Source organism: Pseudobdellovibrionaceae bacterium (assembly GCA_023898385.1).
GTDB lineage: Bacteria > Bdellovibrionota > Bdellovibrionia > Bdellovibrionales > UBA1609.
This window is the reverse complement of record CP060220.1, coordinates 795,112-814,887: the sequence shown is the minus strand read 5'-3', so window position 1 is coordinate 814,887 and position 19,776 is coordinate 795,112. Positions and strand designations below refer to the sequence as shown.

Sequence of the window (19,776 nt, the reverse complement as noted above, 5' to 3'; positions counted from 1 at the left end):
GAAGGCTGTCGCAAAATCATAAAATCGTATATAGTGGCAGTTATGAAGCCTCTAAAACGCTTTAGCTCGCAAACCGAAGCCCAACTTTGTTTATGTTTTCTTTCTGAACAAGGCATAGAGGCCACCATTGTGGGCAGTCACGAATACGCCAGCATTGTAACCGGCAGTGATCTTGGCGCCTTTGATTTAATGGTCCACGAGGATGAGCTGGAACGCGCAAAAAGCCTTTTAGAGACTCTGGATAACCCGTTGGAGCCTAAAAACATAAGTCTCGTTACGGATGACCATGAAGATCTGGGGTCTGCAAAATTCTACCGAAATCGATCTTTCATTTTTGCCTTACTGGGCCTCGGCGTGATCCCCATTGTGGCAAACTTAGTGTCGCTCATTAATTTAAAAAAACTAATGCAATCAGATCCTAAAAATTTAACCAATAGCCCGGCAATCATTTTGACCATTGTCGCCCTGAACGTGGTGGGATTATTCATAGGGCTATACTTGATTTTGTTGGTCGCTGGTTAGATCAAGGTCCCTTAGACTTACATCCTTAATGAAACATAATATAACTTATCAGAACTTTAGTTTTTAATAGGAATCAAATAAACTTGCCCTCGTACTAGCCGGGACTCGCATTAGCATCGACTGGGTACCAGTATCGCAGCTCACGGCAGTTTTTTGATTTCTACTTGTTCAAATAGTACCGGATCGAAGTTGGCTGAATTGAAGCCGTTCATAAATACTCTGATGGAATCGATTTCACTGATGTTCGCATCTGCAAAAGACTGTGGGCCCGAGCTATGACCTAAAGCCTTAAACTCGTATTGCTTGGCATCCATATCTATAAAAATTTGAACGGTGTGTGAGCCCGTGGCGACAGCGACGGGTAATGTTGAATTTCGGCCCGTCTCTACTCCCCATTTTTGGTCCGCATCCATGCCCCCCAAATCGTGACTGGAATCTGTGCCGGCCCATTTACTGCTTACGGCCACACCGTTGAGGCGATTTATTGAATTCAAGTTGGCCCCGATTTCCATTTGATCTTCCTGGCCCAATTGAACAAAAAGAGCATAGGCACCCTCTGTGAATGTTCTTTTTAAGTTCACTGAAAACTGTAAAAGGTATTTTCCGCCGGTGATCTTGTTCACTGGCCGGGTCACTTGGGGACTGTAACTTCCGTCACTGGCTATGAGTTTCATACTTCCGTCCATAACGCCCACTGTATGTCCTGATGTAATATAAGTGCTCCACGGATGTTCGGCATTTGATATGCTGCCTCGATTAAAGTAATCAAAAAACTGCACCACTTCTATTTCAATCACCCCGAATGCCTTGTTTCCATTGACGTCTGTGATTTCATAGCTGGCCATGTCGTGGCCGTGGAATCCTTGGGGCGGTTCATAGATCACACCGAAAAGCGGGTCCCATGTCAGAGTTCCGCCCGCACTGGTGAAGGGAGTCACAGCCGACAAGGTGATGGCATTGCCTTCCAAGTCCCAGTCGTTGAATGTAAACACTGCCGGCAAAAAAGATCTTGAAGAGTTCGCCATCACAACGACACTGTCAGGATAGGCAATAAGCGATGCGCCGAGGACGCTTTCTGGTTTTGGAATGTTTTTTAATGTGGCGTGGTTGACTGTGTTGGGGCCTGGCAACTTCCAGATATTTAAGTCAAAATCCGCATAACTGGCCGCTTGCTTGAGTTCAGCGTCTGTTCGAGCTGAATTCGAAAGGTTAAATCCATCTTGTGAAACCAAAAACCCAAAAGGACTTAGAGGGATCAAATTCGAATTCCAGAGAACATATTCATAGTTACTCTCAAAGGCAGAATAGCCAGCCAGAGTGCCTTTTTGTGAGCCGATCGACAGGTTTTCTCCGAGCACGAGACAATGGCTGACATTACCTAGATTGGAACTCTCCCCCAATAACCCTCCCACTCGGAAATTACCATCTACAGCCCCCGAAAAAATACAGTCGTTCAACTCACTCCCATTGGTGGAAAAAACACCGACCAAACCGCCCACAGGTCCGTTGCCATCAACCACACCGTTAGTGTACTGCACTTCGTTCAAGCCGGTCCCATTAGAAAGCCCACCCACAAGACCACCCACATACTGATCACCAGTGACATTGCCCGTGGCCAGAACTCGGTAAAAGTCTGACTGATAAGACAGGCCGACAAATCCTCCCACGGAATCACCTGACGCTGTTTGAACACTACCCGTGGCAAAAGAATCGGAAATGAATTTACCCGAACCACTCGATTGATAGGCATGCCCCACAAACCCGCCCAAGCGACTCGTCGCGCCTGATACATCTCCCAATGCAAAACTACTATGAATCTCCGCATCTTCCCATTGATGGAGGCCCACAAGCCCGCCAAGCTCGTGCCTTCCTAGTACACTGGCCGTGGAAGAACTGGTTTCAATGCGGCCCTCATTCAATCCAACCAGCCCACCCATCTGGTCACCCACGGTGCCACCCGACACCTGGCTATTCCCTACCACATGGGAGTTCGTGACAGCACCCGATGCCACATTGTACCCGACCATCCCCCCAACACCGTAAAAGGTGGTGGCGACGTCGCGATCAATTCGGGAATGAACAATTCTCACACCGTCTATCTGGCCTTCGTTTTTTCCAACCAGTGCGCCAACGCTATGACTTGTCGCATAGTTGGATGAGACAAAAATGTTCTCAATCTGTAGATGCTCAATTCGCCCCGATGACCCCACGTGTTTCATCAGGCCCACACCCATTCCACCTCGAATCTGCAGATTTTTAATGCGGTGATCATTGCCCACTATAGACCCTTGGAAAGGGTAAGAGGAAATCTCAGATACGCGGTTAAAAGTGGATAGGTGTAGATCAATGTCCGCACCCAAGATAAAGTGTTTGCCACAAGACACATTGTTGAATTCTCCACACCCCACATATATGTTTTGAAGCTGTGCAGCTGTACAGATAAGGTAGGGGGCCAAGATTGAACCGTCGCCATTTTGATCGAACCTCGCCCAAAGAGCGGAGTCAGCATGCTCCAAACATAGACCGCCACCATAAACTTGAATGTCACTGTGGAAAGACAAAGAATCTGGTTTGCCTGGCTCAATCAATGCCAGATCCAGCGACTCGCCATGAGCCCCTCTAAGACTTGCCCCATCGGAAAGCTTAAGAAGCCCTCCGCTTAAAACATCTAAATCAGAAGCCTGGTCCCCTTGACCCACTAAATATTGACAACTCAACTGGTTAAAAGATGTTTGCACACACCGCGCCCAACGCAAAACAGGACTCGTATCTAAAGGCAATAATGCCGACCCATCTTGCAGAACCACCTCACCATCGAAGACAACTTCAATAGTCACACGATCAGCAACCCTGTAGACACCATCGTCTGCACCAGCAATAGATATAATTTTAATTTTATTCTCAGAACCTGAATCACCCTTTGATCCAAAAAAGTTTTCAAAAATAGGATTGGCATTCGTGCATCCTAGCGTCGATACGCCCCACACACTTACCAATAATAGTCTTACAAAACCTCTATGCCACGTCATCAAACGCCCCTATTCTGTGTAAGGCATATATGCTGATGATACCATAGCTCAATAGGTCTACAAAAAAATCTTCGCATTCACTGACTCAAGGGTTTCAATCTGAGACGCTTTTCAATAAATGATTTATGTCGCATTAATTCTATCGCCCTAGGCTTCCTATGACTATGTCATCTCAAGCGCAAACCAATAAAAATTCCCGGATAGCTGGTCATCACTTTTCATCAATCCCCTTAGACCAACGTCTCACTAAAATCGGTACTTTAGAGAATGAAAGATCCCTCGACTTGCCGTAAGGATTTGCACTCATTGCCATCGCAAAATGAATAGGATACCGTTTTACTATGCTTATATGCCCCATCACAGGAACAAGATTAAAAGGTGCTCGCGCTAAGGGTGGCTCATTCTGGTACAGCCCCGAATCCCGTGGGCGACTTCTGACTTTGTACATGGCCAAACATTTTTTAGGGGAAGATGGTGCCCGCGAGCTGTGGGTCAGGTCCGAATCGGCCCCAAGTAATCCTGCCAAACCCTGCCCCTCATGCACCCGACCCATGCACACTGTGAAGGAGCCACGATGGATGGGGAGTTTTGAAGTCGATATCTGCCGTATCTGTCATATGCTGTGGGTGGATGCCGAAGAGCACGTTGAAATCCCTCATCCAGAGGATTTTATCAATGAACGCGGGGATTCCACTCGCACAAAAGACTGGGGCGATGCCTCGGCCACATTGACCATGGAAAACGAAAAAGACGAAAGCGCCTTTTCAGAAGTCCCTGATAGCATGGCAAAAATCGTGTTAAATTTTTTCGGCCTTCCCCATGAGGACCATCATCGCGACGTACCCACTCATGTGTGGATCACAGGCTTTATCATTGTGGCTTGTGCCCTGCTTTTCGCCCCTTTCACTTTACGTCACCCTGAAATCATCAAAGAATATGGGTTTTACCCCGGCGACCCTCTTAAAAACCACGGGCTCAATATACTTTTTGGTCCACTGCTTCATGCCGGTTTTGTGCACCTCATTTATAACCTTTATTTTTTTGGAATTCTTGCTGATGACGTGGAAGAACGTCTGGGATTTTTCAGATACGGAGCTTTTGTCTTATTCACCTTTGGATTTGTGGCCATGAGCCAAATCATTTGGGGAACTCATCCGGACGTTCCTCACATTGGGTTGAGCGGCTTAGTCATGGCGGTCATGACTTTCTACACCCTGGAGTTTCCAAAATCTCGCTTGGTGTATATGGTGCCTTGGATTCACTCCATGCACTTTCAAAGAGGCGGTTATGCTCGAATTCGCGGGTTAAGGTGGCTTCGAATTAAAATTGGCTGGGTGGCCTTAGGCTATTTGGCTGTAGATGTCCTCAGTTACTTTTTGCTCGAACGCAATGGCCTCACTTCTGTGTCACACACAGCCCATATCAGTGGCGCTGTTATCGGTGCCATCCTCTGGGGCGCGCTTCGCCCACTCCGACAAATGCGACCCCTTAAGGCTGCCAATTCACAAAAAGATAAATAAAAATAGCCGCCCGCCCCGTCCAAGCTAAAGTACGCACCCAATTGGTAGACACTAACTTAGAATGGGCCCGAATTTCAAAGGAATGCGATAGGCGTTTATGCAGAGGAACACTCACACCAAAGGTCACAAGCCAAACCATCACAAGCAGCATAGATGCCAACAGCAGCCAACGATAGTGCGTCCCTCCAAATGGCGCCATCCAAAGCAGCAATAGACCCGTTAACAACTCCAGCACCATCACTGGCGCCACCACAGGCCCAGTGAGTCGCGTGTGGCGATTTTCATATTCAACAAATTGCTCCTCCGGCACAACGGCCATCAAAGGATAATGCACGCGCTGAATAAACCAGATGATCCCCGTCATATAAAAAACAGAAAACAAATGTAGAACAAAAACAGCAACTTCCCAAGAATCCATATCCAACCACTTTCAAAGATCCGTCCGTACCTAAGGAGAGCCCCGAGTGGGGTGACCCCGAAGCCACAGCACATCACGATGTGCATTGCGTATCCGGGTTGCGGCACGCTAGTGACGCAATCCGAAGACGAAATGCGGCCACTCGTGCCGTGCTGTGGCTTCGGGGTCACCCCACTCGGGGCTCTCCTCAGGTACGGACGGAGGTCCATGTTGCGCTCCCACTATCTTGGGAAATACTACGACAAAACACGTCCCGTCCAGTACCGCTTTTTAAAGTTCGATGTTAGAATAGGGCATGTCAGACCACAACTTGATTCACGATCTCTACGAAGCCCTTACTGGCATTATCAGTGAGACCAATGGCATAACCATCGATGACACTTTAGAGGCTCTTTATAATTCACGGTATCTCAAGGGAAAGACCCACTTGCTGGCCTCCGTCAAAGAGTTTCAAGGTCTACTGGGTCGCTTTCAAACCAATCAATGCGAAATTGACGATCTGCTAAATCATCCCCTGGCCGCCGCTTTATTTAAATTTTTATGGGCCTTCCCCTTAAAGTATCGTGAGGAACACATTCACCTCACAGGATCACTCACTGCTGACTTTGTTCACCCTCGACTGATGCAACTCCTGGATGGCCCTCACAAAAATATCTACGAAGAAAAGATTCGTGAGATTTATGGTTCTGATGCCACCCCCATCTCCACTGTGCAAGATGTAAACCGACTGATCCGCCTCAAAGAGACCGAGCAATTTTCTCGCTATCTAGAGCGCCTGACTTTGCCTAAATATCTTCTGACCTCCCGTGAAGCTCACGAAGAGGCGGCTTATCACATGGCCGAAGAACTCTATAACAAGTACAATGTGGGGTATATTCGACTCAAATTTACGCTTTCAAGATCCACTAGCGATGCAAAAGAAACCATTCCGGGATCAGAAAATGTCTCACCCGAAGATGTGGTCATGGGTTTGTATTCAGGATTTAAAAGTTTTAAACGCCAACACCCCGATTTTGAGTTTATTTTATCACCGAGCTTCAGAAAAGAACCCAGTTTCTACGATCACAATCACTTTAAGACCAAAAAAGAACACTTTGAATTTCAAGTGGATTGCATTCTTAAAATGCTACAAGATCACCCAGAACTCACAGACCATTTGCGCGAGGTGGACACTGTAGGCAGCGAAAATCACCTCTATCGCAAAGAACACTTCCTTGAAATGCACCGGGGACTTCGAAAGCTGCAGGCCATGGGTTTTCAGATTCGATCCCACCATGGAGAAACCTGGGACACCTTAAAGAGAGGAATTCAATCAGTCGATAACGCCATGAATATCTGGCGAATCGACGCCCTTGAACACGGCGTAAGCCTTGGGATTAACCCCAATTTTTATTTCCATACGATTTTTCAAAGAGTGATGGAGAAAAATGAAAAGGGTCAAAGCCTGACTCCTCACACCCAAGAGTATAGTGAAGTGATGGGTCTTTATTGGGACAGAAACGATCTGGTTCGCGATAAACTTATAAACGGCAAACCCCTAAACGAAGATGAAATCATCACGTTTATTAAGTCAAAATATCACACAGCTCAAGAAGTGGAACAATACCAACACGACATCCTCAACCGGGTGATTGACAAAAACGTGTCGCTAATCACCCTGCCATCTTCAAATAAAAAATTGACAGGCCAATTTGAAGATTACAAAGACCATCCATTTTCCTGGTGGGAGAAAAAAGGCATCAAGCTGGGTGTGGGAACAGACAACTACATCACGCTCAACACGAACTACATCCGAGAACTGCTCATCCTGTTATTCACCGACCCGCATGGATTAAAAATCCTTAAGCTGCTCATCGTAGCCACCGGAGAAAAACGCCGACCCTTCATCAGTCAACTCCTTTGGCAAATGAGAAAAAACTTAAAGAAACGCTGAAGACTGGGTCCCCTCAAGCCCTCCCAAGCCAAAGAGGCGCTGCCCCCGCAGCCACAGCACGGCACGAGTGGCCGCATTTCGTCTTCGGATTGCGTCACTGGCGTGCCGCAACCCGGATACGCAATGCGCATCGTGATGTGCTGTGGCTGCGGGGGCAGCGCCTCTTTGGCTTGGGAGGGCTTGAGGGGCCTCTCTGGGTTTAACATATTCTATATTATGGAACTTGAAAACAGGTGCTGCTCACGTAGCTATGGGACGGGAAAGCATGCGCTGCTCACGTAGGCGGGTTTGCCCTTCCAGTTTACCCGGACCCATTTTTCAGAGTGGGGTTTGATTTTTAAAGTACTTCCTTTTTTTGCGAGACCCATTTTTTTTCCGGTCGCTGAGGGCTCTGAACGGACATTGCAGGATTTTGTAAGCTTATAGCTTCCGGGTACGACATCTGGACTGGTGTCTGTGGCGTTGGTGATTTCAAGAACCTCAGTGTCAGGTTCAAGCTGCACCGTTTCTTCTTCTTCATGCTCGAGAGGGCGCTCGTAGCTTTCTTCTTCTAGATTATTTTCGTCCACCATGATTTCAGGGGTATTCACAACCTCTGCCCCTGGTGGTGGGAAAATTTTTGTGGCACAAGATACCGATGCAGAGGCAAATAGAAGTAATAGAGTCCAACTCGTAAACCGCATGCTGGCATCCTTTGAGTGATCAATGGGTTCACTTCAATTCTACACGGATTTAAAGTCGAGCACCTAGTTTTTAGCTCAAGAACCTGGACCGGCGTCCAGGTGAAATAAAGCGGGCCAAGGATGTTTCCTTGGCCCGTGAGATGGTTCGCGATTATAAAAATGATTTTCAAGCCTTGCCGTAGCTAGCTTGTCATCACCTCCATCGCGTTTGACCTCGAAATACTAAGACTCATACGCACCACCTCCTTTCTTGCTACAGATAGCACCCTTAGGATAACCCCAAGAGTATCTCCTTCGCCAGATGAAAGTGTTTATACTCACCCCAATCAAATCTTATGGAAACGCCCCCTTACTTTCTGCGTCAACAGACTTTGACCTTTGTCTTATTTTGGGAAAAAGAAGTAAACTTTTTGTCATCCCAACAAAGGACGTACCGATGTCATATAGAGCTGTACTTTTTCTCCTAGCCACCGCCTTTGTCTTTCCGGCCAAAGCAGATCTACTTCTCGAAAAAGCCGAAAAAGAGCTTTCTTCAAGCTCACCTGTATTCAGCGATACGCTTATTCATAAACAACCAGCTGCCACAGTGAATGCTGAAATTCCTGAATTTAACACACTTACAACAAACAGGTCCCTGGTGCTGGGCTTTGAGATCTCATCAAGCCCTCCGGTGGGAAGTAGCCAAATGAGTGGTTTAACCAACTATGACTACTCGCAGTTGGGTTTTTCTCCGCAGATACTGGCCTCTATTCAATCTTTCTGGGCGACGAAATATTCAAACGCTTTTGCTCCCCGTTTTTTTGGCCTCGGTGGTCGCTTTGGCTTTAGCCAATACCCGTCACCTGTTAAGACGGCTAATGGCATCGCACCTCGAAACACCGCCCTTCGTCGCTTTGAACTAGCTGCGGGCCCAAGCGCTGAGTGGCGCGTGTTTTCACGTTGGCCAATCTACGCACGATCTTCCGCTTTTTTAGGTTATCAAGCCTTTGTGCAAACCAGCGATCTCTATTTAGCTCAATATTCCACAAGAGAGTTTTTTATAGAGGCCCGCCTCGGTCTTCGCTTTGCCGCCAGTGAAAAATACAGCTGGACCGCAACGGCTCTGAATCAATCCATTGATAGGCAATCGCCGCAAACGGCTTTCTCCGTGGGATTTGAGGGGTGGTTTTTGTGATGACTTGGAAAAATTGGCTCATCCCATTTTCTATTGTTGGATGTATTCCCGCTGTTGCTTTGGCTGAGCCGCTTATCTTGTCTCCCCAGTTTGTGGTGGACCGCACCCTCACTTCAAGTGTCGAGGCTAAAAATATTGAGACCAAAGAAGCTTTGCAAAAACGATCTTGGTATCAAGCCCGATCAAAGTTTGACAACAAGTTCACAGTCAACGGCAGCTATGAAATCTCAAAATCTGAGTCCCTCACGCAAGTTTTCAGCAATGATGAAGACCGCACCCAATCCTACGGCTTCGGATTCAGCCAAAAGCTCCCTACCGGAACCAATTTAGAATTCACCTACGCGCGACAAACGAGAAGCAGTGAACTCAATAGCTTTGCTCAAGCCAATGGACTTTCTCCTGATTGGAGCCTGGACACCCTGGCCCTCAACATCACTCAGGAACTCTGGCAGAATTTATTTGGCAAAGCTGACCGTTTAGCTGTGGAAGTGGCCAGAGAAAATCTGAAAAACGCAAGCTTACAAAAAATTGAAGACTATGAACAGCTGGTTCTCACTGCACTCAATCAATTTTGGGCGGCTTATGTGGCTCAACAAAATCTGCAGCACAGCTTGGCCTCTCGAGACCGCTTTCGAAACCTCGTACAGACCGTGCAGAATAAATCAAAACTGGGCTTCACTGCCCCCGGGGAGCTCGCCCAATCCCAAGCTGACCTTGAAGAGCAAGAGCAGCGAGTGAAGTCAGCCTCATTCACTTATCTGTCTGCAGTGGATTTGCTATTTAAGACGTTGCAAATGGATCCTCCCAGTGACGTCACTTTTAAAGTGGAGGATACGCTGCCCGCAAAACCCAAGGAACAGTCTCTTGTTCTTGACACCAATCGAAGCATTCAATTGGCCAAACAAAAACTCAATATGAGCCAATTGGAGTTAGAATCTGTGGAGTCTCAACAAAGCCCTGCACTCAATCTGGTGGCGGAAGCTTCGTTGACCGGTGGTGACGCTGAACCTTCCGAGGCTTTTTCTGAAGCCCTTAGTGGCACCCGACCTATTTATTCAGTGGGGCTGCAATTTGCTACATCATTTGGTTCAAACCTCAGACAAGGGGAGCTTGCGCACTTTCGGTCGCAGGTGATGGAAAAAGAATACGCCCTTAAAATAGCTAAGGATCAACTCTCAGTGGCGCACCTTGAAGCCCAACGCGAAGTTAATACCCACTTTAAAATAGCAGAAAGCGCCTCCCGGCAGGTGTCCTTTCGCGACAAGGCTGTCAAAGAATTTGAACGGGCATACAGGCAGGGGCGCACAGATATTTTCAATGTGATCCAGGCCTACAATTCACTTTTCACTAACCAAACAAAAGCTATTCGCGCCATTGGCGACTACCATATCGCACTGAACAAGCTAGCTGCCATTCAAGATGAGCTGATTAAAATACCCCAAACTGAAATCAAGGGAAGGTAGCCATGAAGAAGGTCTTTGCTTTTTTTGTAGAAAACCACAAGTTGAGCTTTCTCATGTCGTTTTTACTTCTCGCCATGGGGATTTTGGGCCTCCCCAACTTAAGGCGGGAAAGCCGTCCGCCTGTGGACTTTGCCAAAGCCAACATTGACACCTTCTACCCCGGGTCTTCTCCTGCTGAGGTTGAAGAAAAAATCACCATGAAGATCGAAGATGAACTTCGAAGCATCGAAGGCATTAAAGATGTAACCTCTGTATCACAGTCGGGGTTGAGCGCCATTCGGGTGCGGGCCGACATGGACAATGCCGATACTGAACGAGTGATGGATGATGTTCAAAGAGCCGTGCAAAGGGTCACAGATTTACCCAAAGACATCCTTGATAATCCAAAATTCACTAAACTTAACGCCAAAGAAATTCCCATTTTAGAAATGGCCTTGATCGGTAGCAACGAGAGCCGGCAGCGCGATCGTTTTGCTGAGCAATTGGAGTCTATTTTAGAGGACGATCCTGGCGTGTCATCAGTGCGTCTCACCGGGTATCGTGAGCGTGAGTTTCAAATTTTACTAGATCCCATAAAGATGCAAGACTTGCATGTGGGCATTACTGAAGTGGAGAAGGCTGTTCGCGAGCGCACACAAGATATTCCTGCAGGCTTTATTCGCACACCAGGTGACCAAAAACTCGTGCGCGTCACTGGCCAAGTAAAAACCGCAGAAGAAATGGGCGACATCGTCGTTCGCTCTAATTTTTCAGGCCAACGCATTCGAATTAAAGATGTCGCCGAAGTGAAAGACGGATCAGAAGACCCCTCCGTCACCGTGCGAGTTAATGGGGAGCCCGCCACTCTAATTATCGTCAGTAAAAAAGCCGACGCCGATGCCATCACTGTTTTTGAGCGCCTCCAGGCCCATATTGATGATTTTCAAAAAAAACGCCTAACATCGGGCTACCAAATTATCACCTATAACGATGAACCCAGCCGCATTAAAAACCGCCTAGGCATCGTCATTAATAACGCCCTCTCGGGGTTGGTTTTGGTGTTTATTATCTTGCTCTTGTTCTTACCAGGCGTGTTAGGCGTGATGGCTTCACTGAGTTTACCTCTCGCTATTTTTGGAACCCTGGGAATGATGCCACTGATGGGTGTGAACTTTAACAACATCACCATGCTGGCCCTGGTTATTGCCATCGGCATGTTGGTGGACAACTCCGTTGTGATCAGTGAAAACTACGCACGACTTCGACTTGATGGCCTCAACCGAAGAGATGCTTCTTTAAAAGCCGTGTATCAGTTTTGGCTGCCGCTAGCGGCCACTGTGGCCACCACTATTTTAGCTTTTCTACCCATGCTCGTCACAAAAGGTATTATGGGCCAGTTTATTCGCTGGATCCCCATTATGGTCACTGTGGCTTTAACCATGAGCCTGTTAGAGGCTTACTTTCTTCTGCCGGCCCGACTCAAATTCACCATTCGAAATCTTGAGGCCTATCGAAAAAAATCAGAGGGCACCAATTCAAAGGCCCGCACTTGGTTTGACGATGTCAGAGATCGGTTTGAGGCCTTCATGCAAAAAGCCGTGTATCACCGCTATATTGTTTTATTGGCCGTTACAGTACTTTTAGTCTCAAGCATTGTGTTGTCTATTTTTGGCAATCGATTTGAATTGTTTCCCCGTGAAGAGGTTGAATACTATTACGCAAGCTTCGAGACCTCAATCACCTCCACTCTTGACTACACTGATGATCTCGCCGGCGAACTCTCAAACACCATCATGAAAACTCTTGGCCCGGAAGTGGTGGAATACATTATTTCAAGAGCGGGCGTTCAACAATTGGGCATGGGAGGCGAGGGTAAAAATGGCGACTACGTTGGAATGCTTGTCATTGCTGTACCCACCGACAAGGCCAAAGACATCAACCCCGATGAGGTTTTAGAAAAACTTCGAAACCTTCCAAAAGGTGAATTCACTCGATTGACTTTTGATGCTTCAAGACGCGGCCCACCTGTGGGGGAGGCTCTTAATGTAACCTTTAGAACCAATAACTACGAGCAGTTGCGCGGCATTGTTGATGAGTTCAAACAAGAAATTTCAAAGGTCGATGGCGTGGTGGATCTTCTTGATAATGAAATCAGCGGTGGCCCAGAATATCGAATTATCCCCGACCACGAGGCCTTAGCTAAACTGAACCTCTCCACCGAAGCCGTGGGCAAAGCCCTTCGGACGGCCCTGCAAGGCGCCATAGCTTCTGAGCTCAACATTGCTGGAGATGAATTCAGTCTTCGCATTCGCTACGCTAACGAACAAAGAGCCACTGTTGATTCTCTAAAAAGCACAAAGATCATGGAGCCGGGCGGACGACTGATACCCCTTATGTCTATTGTAAACCTTAAACTCAGCGAAGCCCCGCCTGTACGAAAACACTATAACTTTAAACGATCTATCACAGTGACCGCCGGCGTGGTCCCTGAAAAAATCACTTCTGTGGTACTTAACATGAAGACCCGAAAAATCGCTGACAGTCTTCTTGAAAAATACGACACCGTGAGCATGACCTACGGCGGAGAAGAAGAAAGCACCAAAGAGTCCACGGGCTCCTTACGAAATGCCATGATTATTGCGATTTTTTCGATCTTTGCCGTGCTTGTGTTTTTATTTAAAACCTTCCTTCACCCTTTATTGGTTCTGACAAGTATTCCTTTGGGATTAGTGGGTGTGAGTTGGGCCTTTTTTCTACATAATAAACCATTGAGTTTTCTAGCGTTGATTGGGGTGGTGGGACTTGCCGGCGTGGTGGTGAACTCGGCTATTGTCCTTGTCAGTTATATCAATGATCTCATCGACGAAGGGAAGCTTGGTTTGCATGAAATCTTGGCCAAAGCCTCAGGAAATCGACTACGGGCGGTTTTAGTAACAAGCCTTACCACTGTAGGGGGTTTATTTCCCACAGCTTATAGCATTGGTGGCCACGATTCGATCTTAGTGCCGATGACGCTGGCGCTCGCCTGGGGGCTTGTTAGCGGAACTATTTTAACGTTGATATGGATACCTTGCGGATACGCCATTATTGATGATATCAGTGGGTTGTTTCATCGCTGGTTCAAGGGATTGATTCCGGTGGCCGACGATGAAGGCGAGGCGCTCAAAGCTGCCGGCGCTACAGATTTGAGGGGGAGTCATTATGAAGAAAAAGTCGTTCCTTAGCGGCGTCTTGTTAGGTTTACTTGTCTCTGCTTTGGGCTGTGGTTTAGATGCCCGTCGCGATAACTTTGAAACTGATGAGCGCGTGCAAGAGCTTTTAGCCGTATATGAAGGTGTCGAGGGGGTCTACCAAGGGGAACTTCGCCGAGCAAAGACCACCATACCCGTGCAGCTATCTCTACAAACGCGCCCCTACTTGGATCCATCGAACCGAAAAACAGATGGCACTTTGCAAGAGCTTCCTCTGTTAGTTGGAAATTTGCGGTATTTGGATGGACGAGTTGAACCCATTGAGTACATGGATTTTGTAGCGAGCTACAATCAATACACAGGTGAACTTGTTTTATTCTATAACCCCGATGGCAAAGAACACCCGCTTTACGGCTCTGCCGAACAACACTCCATCAAAGGAAGCCTTTTTAATGAAAGCGAAATTCAAGCAGACATGTTGAATCGAAGCTCACAGATCATCGGGACAATGACCTTGAAGAAGACATCCGATGTTGTGTCGGGTCTATCATCTGAAGAACGCGAAGATGAATACCGTGAGCGTATGAAAATAATGAGTGACCGGTTTGCCGGCACCTACGTGGGAAAACTCCAAAAGTCTGTGGGCAACGGGAGTGTCGAGAGTGATTTTGTGGTGCAAATCGACTATGTGCTCGCAACGGCCCAATTTAGAGCCAATGCCAGAAGCTCCGTAGCCAGTCCTGTTAATGGCGTCTGGCTAAATGTCACCTATCTGTATGACCCTGATAGATTGATTTTTTCTCAGTACGAGGGGTTTGGCGGCACAAACCGACTTTCTAGCAGTCTCTCAGCCACAAACAGGTCTTCTGCAAGCCTATTCAGCACAAGTAGCAGTAATCCTGGCGCCATCTCGGCTTCTGGCCATGTGGAACGTCGATTTGAAACCAAAGATAATCAACGCTTTCTTGTTAAAAAACTCATTTTGGATGAATACCATGGGCCATTTGGCTCAGGAACTTTTGAAGGCGAGTCGTGGGAACCTGCAGATTAAATCATTGGCCTCCCACGAGTATTAATAAAAGTTAGTCAATAAAACTAAATTCTCACCCTTGAAAGTTTGGTTTTTTGTTTAAGTGTTTTACGAATATCTCTTTTATTACTTTTTGAAAAAATATTTTCCACAACAAATTCAATGGGTTGCAAGTCTCATCTTGAGACACCTGTCTTTTTCAGCAATAGAACTGCGGGTTTAGGCGTGGTGGCCTAATTGAGGCGACGGGCTAAACTTTTCAGGACTTTTGTCGATAGGATTAATGTCTAGCATGTATCTGTGGCATCACACGCCAGTTCTTTAATTACCAAATCAATTACATTTTTGGTTTTTTATTTTTTTATTGAACGTCTGCGTTCAATAAAGGGGGTTAGTAATGTTTAACAGAACAGCAAATAAAATGGCCGTCAGCATCTTGCCTGTTCTACTTATGATGATAGTGGGTTGCGGCGAGCAAACGCCATCCTTCTCACTGCTGCCAGAGGAAGATATCTTCCAACAAAATAACGATAAAGTTCTTAACGCAAAGATGGATATTCTTTGGGTGATCGATAACTCTGGCTCCATGGACACCTCCCAAGCAAACACAGCCAATAACTTTAATGTATTTATTAACGACTTCGTGAGTAAGGGTTTTGATTATCAAATCGCTGTGACCACGACAGAAGCCTACGTGCGCAACTCTGATTTCCGAGATGGCACAAACTCCACATCACACACGGGATATCCAATCATTACGCCCAGCACACCAGACCTTGTTAACACGTTTATGATCAACGTGGTGCAAGGGGTTTCAGGAAGTGGCGATGAGAGGGCCTTTCAAAGCATGAAAGCTGCTTTAGATGACACTGATAACGCTGGCTTTGTGCGCAATGATGCATTTTTAGCCATTGTTATAGTGAGTGATGAAGACGATATCTCACGAGATGGAGCTGAGTTTCAGCCCTATTCGACGAATGATCTACATGCCACTAACGATTACCTCACTTATTTAGATGGGATTACTGGCTCAACTGAGGGCGATCGACGTTATAATATTTCAGCCATGGCCATACAAGATGAAGAGTGTCGAGACTTTCTTAACCAAAGTTGGACGGGCCGTAAAATTGGCGCTCGCTACGGAGAGCTCGCTGATGCCACTGGTGGTGTGAAGGGTGATCTATGTGGTGACTTCGCCGCTGACTTTGACCTCATCTCGAAAAACATTATTCAGCAAGCCACGCAGTTTTACCTAAGCCGCATTCCCATCCCCGAAACCATTCGAGTGATTGTGAACGGACAACTGGTGCCTAATCGAAATAACAACCCTGGACCAACCTCTGGTGGGTGGTCTTATAATGCAGAGTCTAATAGCATCATGTTTCATGGGGATCATATTCCCAACCAAGGCGACAAAATAAAAATAGACTACGATCCAGTGAATTACGGCTCGTAATAGTTGGCTGAAAACCAATCGATCATTACAATAAGGACATGCGATTTAAATGGCGTGTCCTTATTCTTTTTGTGCCCGTTGGTTTTCTGCTCGGGCTGTGGTGGGGCTGGAAACTCAACCTCAACTCCCAAAGCAAGCGACCTGATACGGATAGGCGCTTAAGACTTCTCACTGCCGAGCGGTTTTGGAGCCCTGATTTAGCAATCCAGATTGAAAAAGAAATCGGCCTTCAACTTAAAGTTACTGTGAAAGGTAACGATCTTGAACTGCAACAAGCCTTACTGGCCCCAGAGAATTATGACGTGGCTTTTTTGTTTTCCTTTGAACTGCCTCACTTGCAGAGAAAACAAGGCTTTTCGACCATTGACTTCCGACGCGTGGAAAACATCACCCGCCTGGCAGCTGACTTCATCGCTGTTAGTAACCAAGAAACAACTCCCTATATCCCCTTTTGCTGGGGACTCAACGGATTTGCAAGAGACAAAAGTGACAAAGACTCTTCTGATATAAGCTCCACGCTTGTTCTTGATGAAACTTCCAGAAATGAGAAAGTCCGACTGCTTCCATGGTCTTACACGTTACTCAATCACACGCTTAAAAAATATCCTCTGATGAACAAGTGGCTGGCTTCAGAAAATGTGGAGCAGATTTATAAATTTTCAATCCCCTACCTTGAGCCGCACGTGGGTGATTACAAAGCGGCCATCAACTCGGTGATGGATGGCCAAATTCATTGGCTTGAAATCGACCATGGTTTTTTTGAAAAGAAGCTTGCTGCCAGCGAAAAGTTTCAATTTGTCGTACCCGAAGACAAAGGTCTTTTGTGGACCGGCGTGGGCGTGGCCAGTCCAAACATCTCTGAGAGCCAGCTTAAATCCTTCGAAAAACTTATGGGCTTTATGCTCTCGAAAGCTGGGGCCGTACAACTGGCTGAATCCATGGGGCTCGCTACCACCACCGATCATTTCGATCAGAGTGACACCCACAAGGCCTTTAGTGCAACCAGATTAAGAAGCTTTCCACTCTCTCGGGTTCAAACTACTGAAGATATCCCCGCTTATGGTTTGATTTGGGAAACCGTAATCAATAAGATTCTTATTAATAACCCGACGGCACAACATAAAGAGAATTCGCACTAGCCGGAAAGTTATCAAAAAGCTGATCAGCTCCGCCTATACCCACAATGTTCACCTGCAAAATAAAAGCCTGCGGTGAGTACTCGCAATTATCGCCTGATCGAAGCCCCGGACACTTGAGTTGCACATCAATGCGAAAAACACTACCCACGCAGCGGCCCACATTCTCCTTAGAATCCACTGGCACAAAACCCGATGCAGTTTGTGCAAGCAAATACCAATCAATTCTGTTTTGCAAAAAACCGCCATCACTGCAACTCCCCTGCAAACTCATTTGCGATGAACTGCTGTCCACATAGAGATCACGAGTATCGCTTAACGTGAGGCTCAGCTGACTCGCCACACCCCCACAGGTTCCTGACTCACAGAGTGAACCCTGGCTGCTAATAGGAATTGTGCCTTGATTTTGGTCGCAGTTATTGTAAGCAAAAAGCAACACGCCAATGCCTACGATAACCAACCCCATGCGATAAATACTTCTCATAATTCCCCCACAACCAGTCTCAGAATGAGACGATAAACCCCTTTGATCACACCTATTTATTGCAAACAACAGACCCCATTCAGGTCAACCACATTGAAATGCAGCGCTCAAGTCTTTGACAGACGTCTTAATTTAGTGAACATTTCCCAACTAATGGCACAACTAAGGTCCGTATCGTGAATCTCATTTTCTCCGTTGCAATAGTCCTCTTGGCCGTTTGCGTGACCCCGCTGGCCCAAAGCAAGCCTTCTACAACGAAGGCCTTTCGGTTTCATATCGTAGAAGATCCTATGTCACTCGATCCCGCCCGAGTTCGGGGAGTGGCGGCGGATTATGTGTTTAACAATTTGTTTCGTAGTCTCTATCGCTTTGACAGCGAAAAAGGACTGGTGCCAGAAGGCGCCACTCGCTGTGACTGGACAACCTCTAAAAAACTCGCGTGCCAACTAAACACCAATGTAAAGTGGAGCGATGGCACCATTGTGGTTGCTGAAGACTATGTAAGAGCTTTTGAGAGACTCTTTGCAACGTCGGCCAAGTCAGAGGCCGTCAGTTCGCTATTGGCTCTGGCCGGCGCAAAAGAGCGGCTTTCGAACCCACAAAAAAAAACACCACTGGGAATTACCACCAAAGGCTCTTATGAACTCCACTTTCAACTTGATAGTGACGACAAAGACTTTCTGGAACGACTGACTGTACCCGTTTTCGCGCCGATCCCTAAAGACGGTATTCCCGATATTTCTGATCCACAAAAATTAAAAACCAATGGCCCTTACAAAATTCACTCTTGGCAACGAGAGCGAAAAATCACTATGATTCCAAACCCACACTACCCCTTCGGAAACCCCCATCGCCCGGTCGTTGAAATCTACGTCGTGAACGACCATTCCACCGCACACAATCTTTATTTAGCCGGACGGTTGGATTTTTTACGGCAGCTAGCCACAAGCGAAATCCCCAAATACGAAAACACCCGCGGTTTTTTTCGCGTCCCCATGCTTCGCTTTGATTACATCGGGTTTGGCGAAGGCCTGAATCAAAATAGCGCCTTAAGAAAAGCACTCTCCTTGTCACTGAATTTTGAAGAATTGAAAACACTCTACCATAGCGAAGGGTGGCCCGGGTGCCCCGGATTGCCTGAATCTTTTTTCACTAAAAAACCTTGTGTTAAATACGACTCGAGAAATGCAAAAAATCTTGCACAGTCACTGGCTGACCACACAAAACCCTCACTCCCCTTGCCGCTTCTCTACAGCAAAGTGGGCGGAGAAGATTTTCGCATCGGTATGGAGTGGATGCAAAATCAGTGGAAAAAACATTTAAACTTACCCATCGAAATCAAACCCATTGAAAGCGGGATGCTGATTTACTCTATTAAAAAATACAAAAACGGCTTATTCAGAAAAAGCGCCCCCTTAGACCGCCCGACCTGCCTGGCTGCCATTGAGATTTTCGAATCAAATCACCCGGAAAACTTTATCGGCCTTAGCAGCAAAACCTTTGATCAATACATAGAACAACTTCGCCAAACCAACCAACCCACCCAACGAAAAAAGCTCTGCACAGAAGCCACCCAGCTTCTTCTAGACAACCACCACCTGATCCCGCTCGGCGAAATGAAATACTCAATGTTACATAATTATAGATTCAAAAATTTCTCCATCAACTCCATGAATCAACTAGACCTCGCAAACCTCCAAAAGGTATCGGATTCCCTTTGGTAGCAATGGTGCGTCACTTAAGTGACGCACCATTGCT

At 46.8% G+C, this 19,776-nt stretch carries 14 protein-coding genes; 10 read left to right on the top strand and 4 right to left on the bottom strand.

Going from position 1 to position 19,776, the window contains the following annotated elements; genetic code table 11:
• The first annotated feature begins 42 nt into the window (after positions 1-42).
• Positions 43-522 (top strand): DUF2007 domain-containing protein, encoded by a 480-nt coding sequence (locus tag H6626_03455; GenBank protein ID USN48158.1) that lies wholly within the window; start codon positions 43-45, stop codon positions 520-522.
• Positions 523-662: 140 nt separating this feature from the next.
• On the opposite strand, the gene H6626_03450 is transcribed toward H6626_03455, so the two are convergent.
• Complete coding sequence (locus H6626_03450; protein USN48157.1) at positions 663-3,551, bottom strand: Ig-like domain-containing protein; 2,889 nt, start codon at positions 3,549-3,551, stop codon at positions 663-665.
• A gap of 578 nt (positions 3,552-4,129) precedes the next feature.
• Between H6626_03450 and H6626_03445 the strand changes: the two genes are divergently transcribed.
• Entirely contained in the window at positions 4,130-5,071 is a 942-nt protein-coding gene (locus H6626_03445; protein USN48156.1) for a rhomboid family intramembrane serine protease, read from the top strand.
• Here the strand turns inward: H6626_03445 and H6626_03440 are convergent.
• The gene (locus tag H6626_03440) at positions 5,040-5,489 is read right to left on the bottom strand and encodes a hypothetical protein (protein ID USN48155.1); all 450 of its coding nucleotides are present in this window, start codon (positions 5,487-5,489) and stop codon (positions 5,040-5,042) included. The two genes, H6626_03445 and H6626_03440, sit on opposite strands and share 32 nt — an antisense overlap.
• A gap of 295 nt (positions 5,490-5,784) precedes the next feature.
• Between H6626_03440 and H6626_03435 the strand changes: the two genes are divergently transcribed.
• Positions 5,785-7,422, top strand: a complete 1,638-nt coding sequence (locus tag H6626_03435; protein ID USN48154.1) for a hypothetical protein — start codon at positions 5,785-5,787, stop codon at positions 7,420-7,422.
• 248 nt (positions 7,423-7,670) lie between these two features.
• On the opposite strand, the gene H6626_03430 is transcribed toward H6626_03435, so the two are convergent.
• Positions 7,671-8,105, bottom strand: coding sequence for an SH3 domain-containing protein (locus tag H6626_03430; GenBank protein ID USN48153.1), 435 nt, complete (start codon positions 8,103-8,105; stop codon positions 7,671-7,673).
• Positions 8,106-8,541: 436 nt separating this feature from the next.
• Here H6626_03430 and H6626_03425 point away from each other — a divergent pair, with 436 nt between their 5' ends.
• From H6626_03425 to H6626_03400, 6 genes are all read left to right on the top strand, one after another.
• A complete protein-coding gene (locus H6626_03425) occupies positions 8,542-9,279 on the top strand; it encodes a hypothetical protein (protein ID USN48152.1) in 738 nt (245 codons plus the stop codon).
• On the top strand, positions 9,276-10,742 hold the full coding sequence (locus H6626_03420; GenBank protein ID USN48151.1) for a TolC family protein: 1,467 nt from the start codon (positions 9,276-9,278) through the stop codon (positions 10,740-10,742). The genes H6626_03425 and H6626_03420 overlap by 4 nt, the downstream gene beginning before the upstream one ends.
• Before the next feature lie 2 nt (positions 10,743-10,744).
• Positions 10,745-13,945 (top strand): efflux RND transporter permease subunit, encoded by a 3,201-nt coding sequence (locus H6626_03415; protein USN48150.1) that lies wholly within the window; start codon positions 10,745-10,747, stop codon positions 13,943-13,945.
• On the top strand, positions 13,923-14,963 hold the full coding sequence (locus H6626_03410; protein ID USN48149.1) for a hypothetical protein: 1,041 nt from the start codon (positions 13,923-13,925) through the stop codon (positions 14,961-14,963). Before H6626_03415 ends, H6626_03410 begins: the two co-directional genes overlap by 23 nt.
• A gap of 376 nt (positions 14,964-15,339) precedes the next feature.
• On the top strand, positions 15,340-16,398 hold the full coding sequence (locus tag H6626_03405) for a hypothetical protein (GenBank protein USN48148.1): 1,059 nt from the start codon (positions 15,340-15,342) through the stop codon (positions 16,396-16,398).
• A 38-nt stretch (positions 16,399-16,436) separates the two neighbouring features.
• Entirely contained in the window at positions 16,437-17,537 is a 1,101-nt protein-coding gene (locus H6626_03400; protein ID USN48147.1) for a hypothetical protein, read from the top strand.
• On the opposite strand, the gene H6626_03395 is transcribed toward H6626_03400, so the two are convergent.
• On the bottom strand, positions 17,497-18,018 hold the full coding sequence (locus H6626_03395; protein ID USN48146.1) for a hypothetical protein: 522 nt from the start codon (positions 18,016-18,018) through the stop codon (positions 17,497-17,499). The two genes, H6626_03400 and H6626_03395, sit on opposite strands and share 41 nt — an antisense overlap.
• Before the next feature lie 290 nt (positions 18,019-18,308).
• Between H6626_03395 and H6626_03390 the strand changes: the two genes are divergently transcribed.
• Positions 18,309-19,742 (top strand): hypothetical protein, encoded by a 1,434-nt coding sequence (locus H6626_03390; protein USN48145.1) that lies wholly within the window; start codon positions 18,309-18,311, stop codon positions 19,740-19,742.
• Positions 19,743-19,776: the final 34 nt, after the last annotated feature.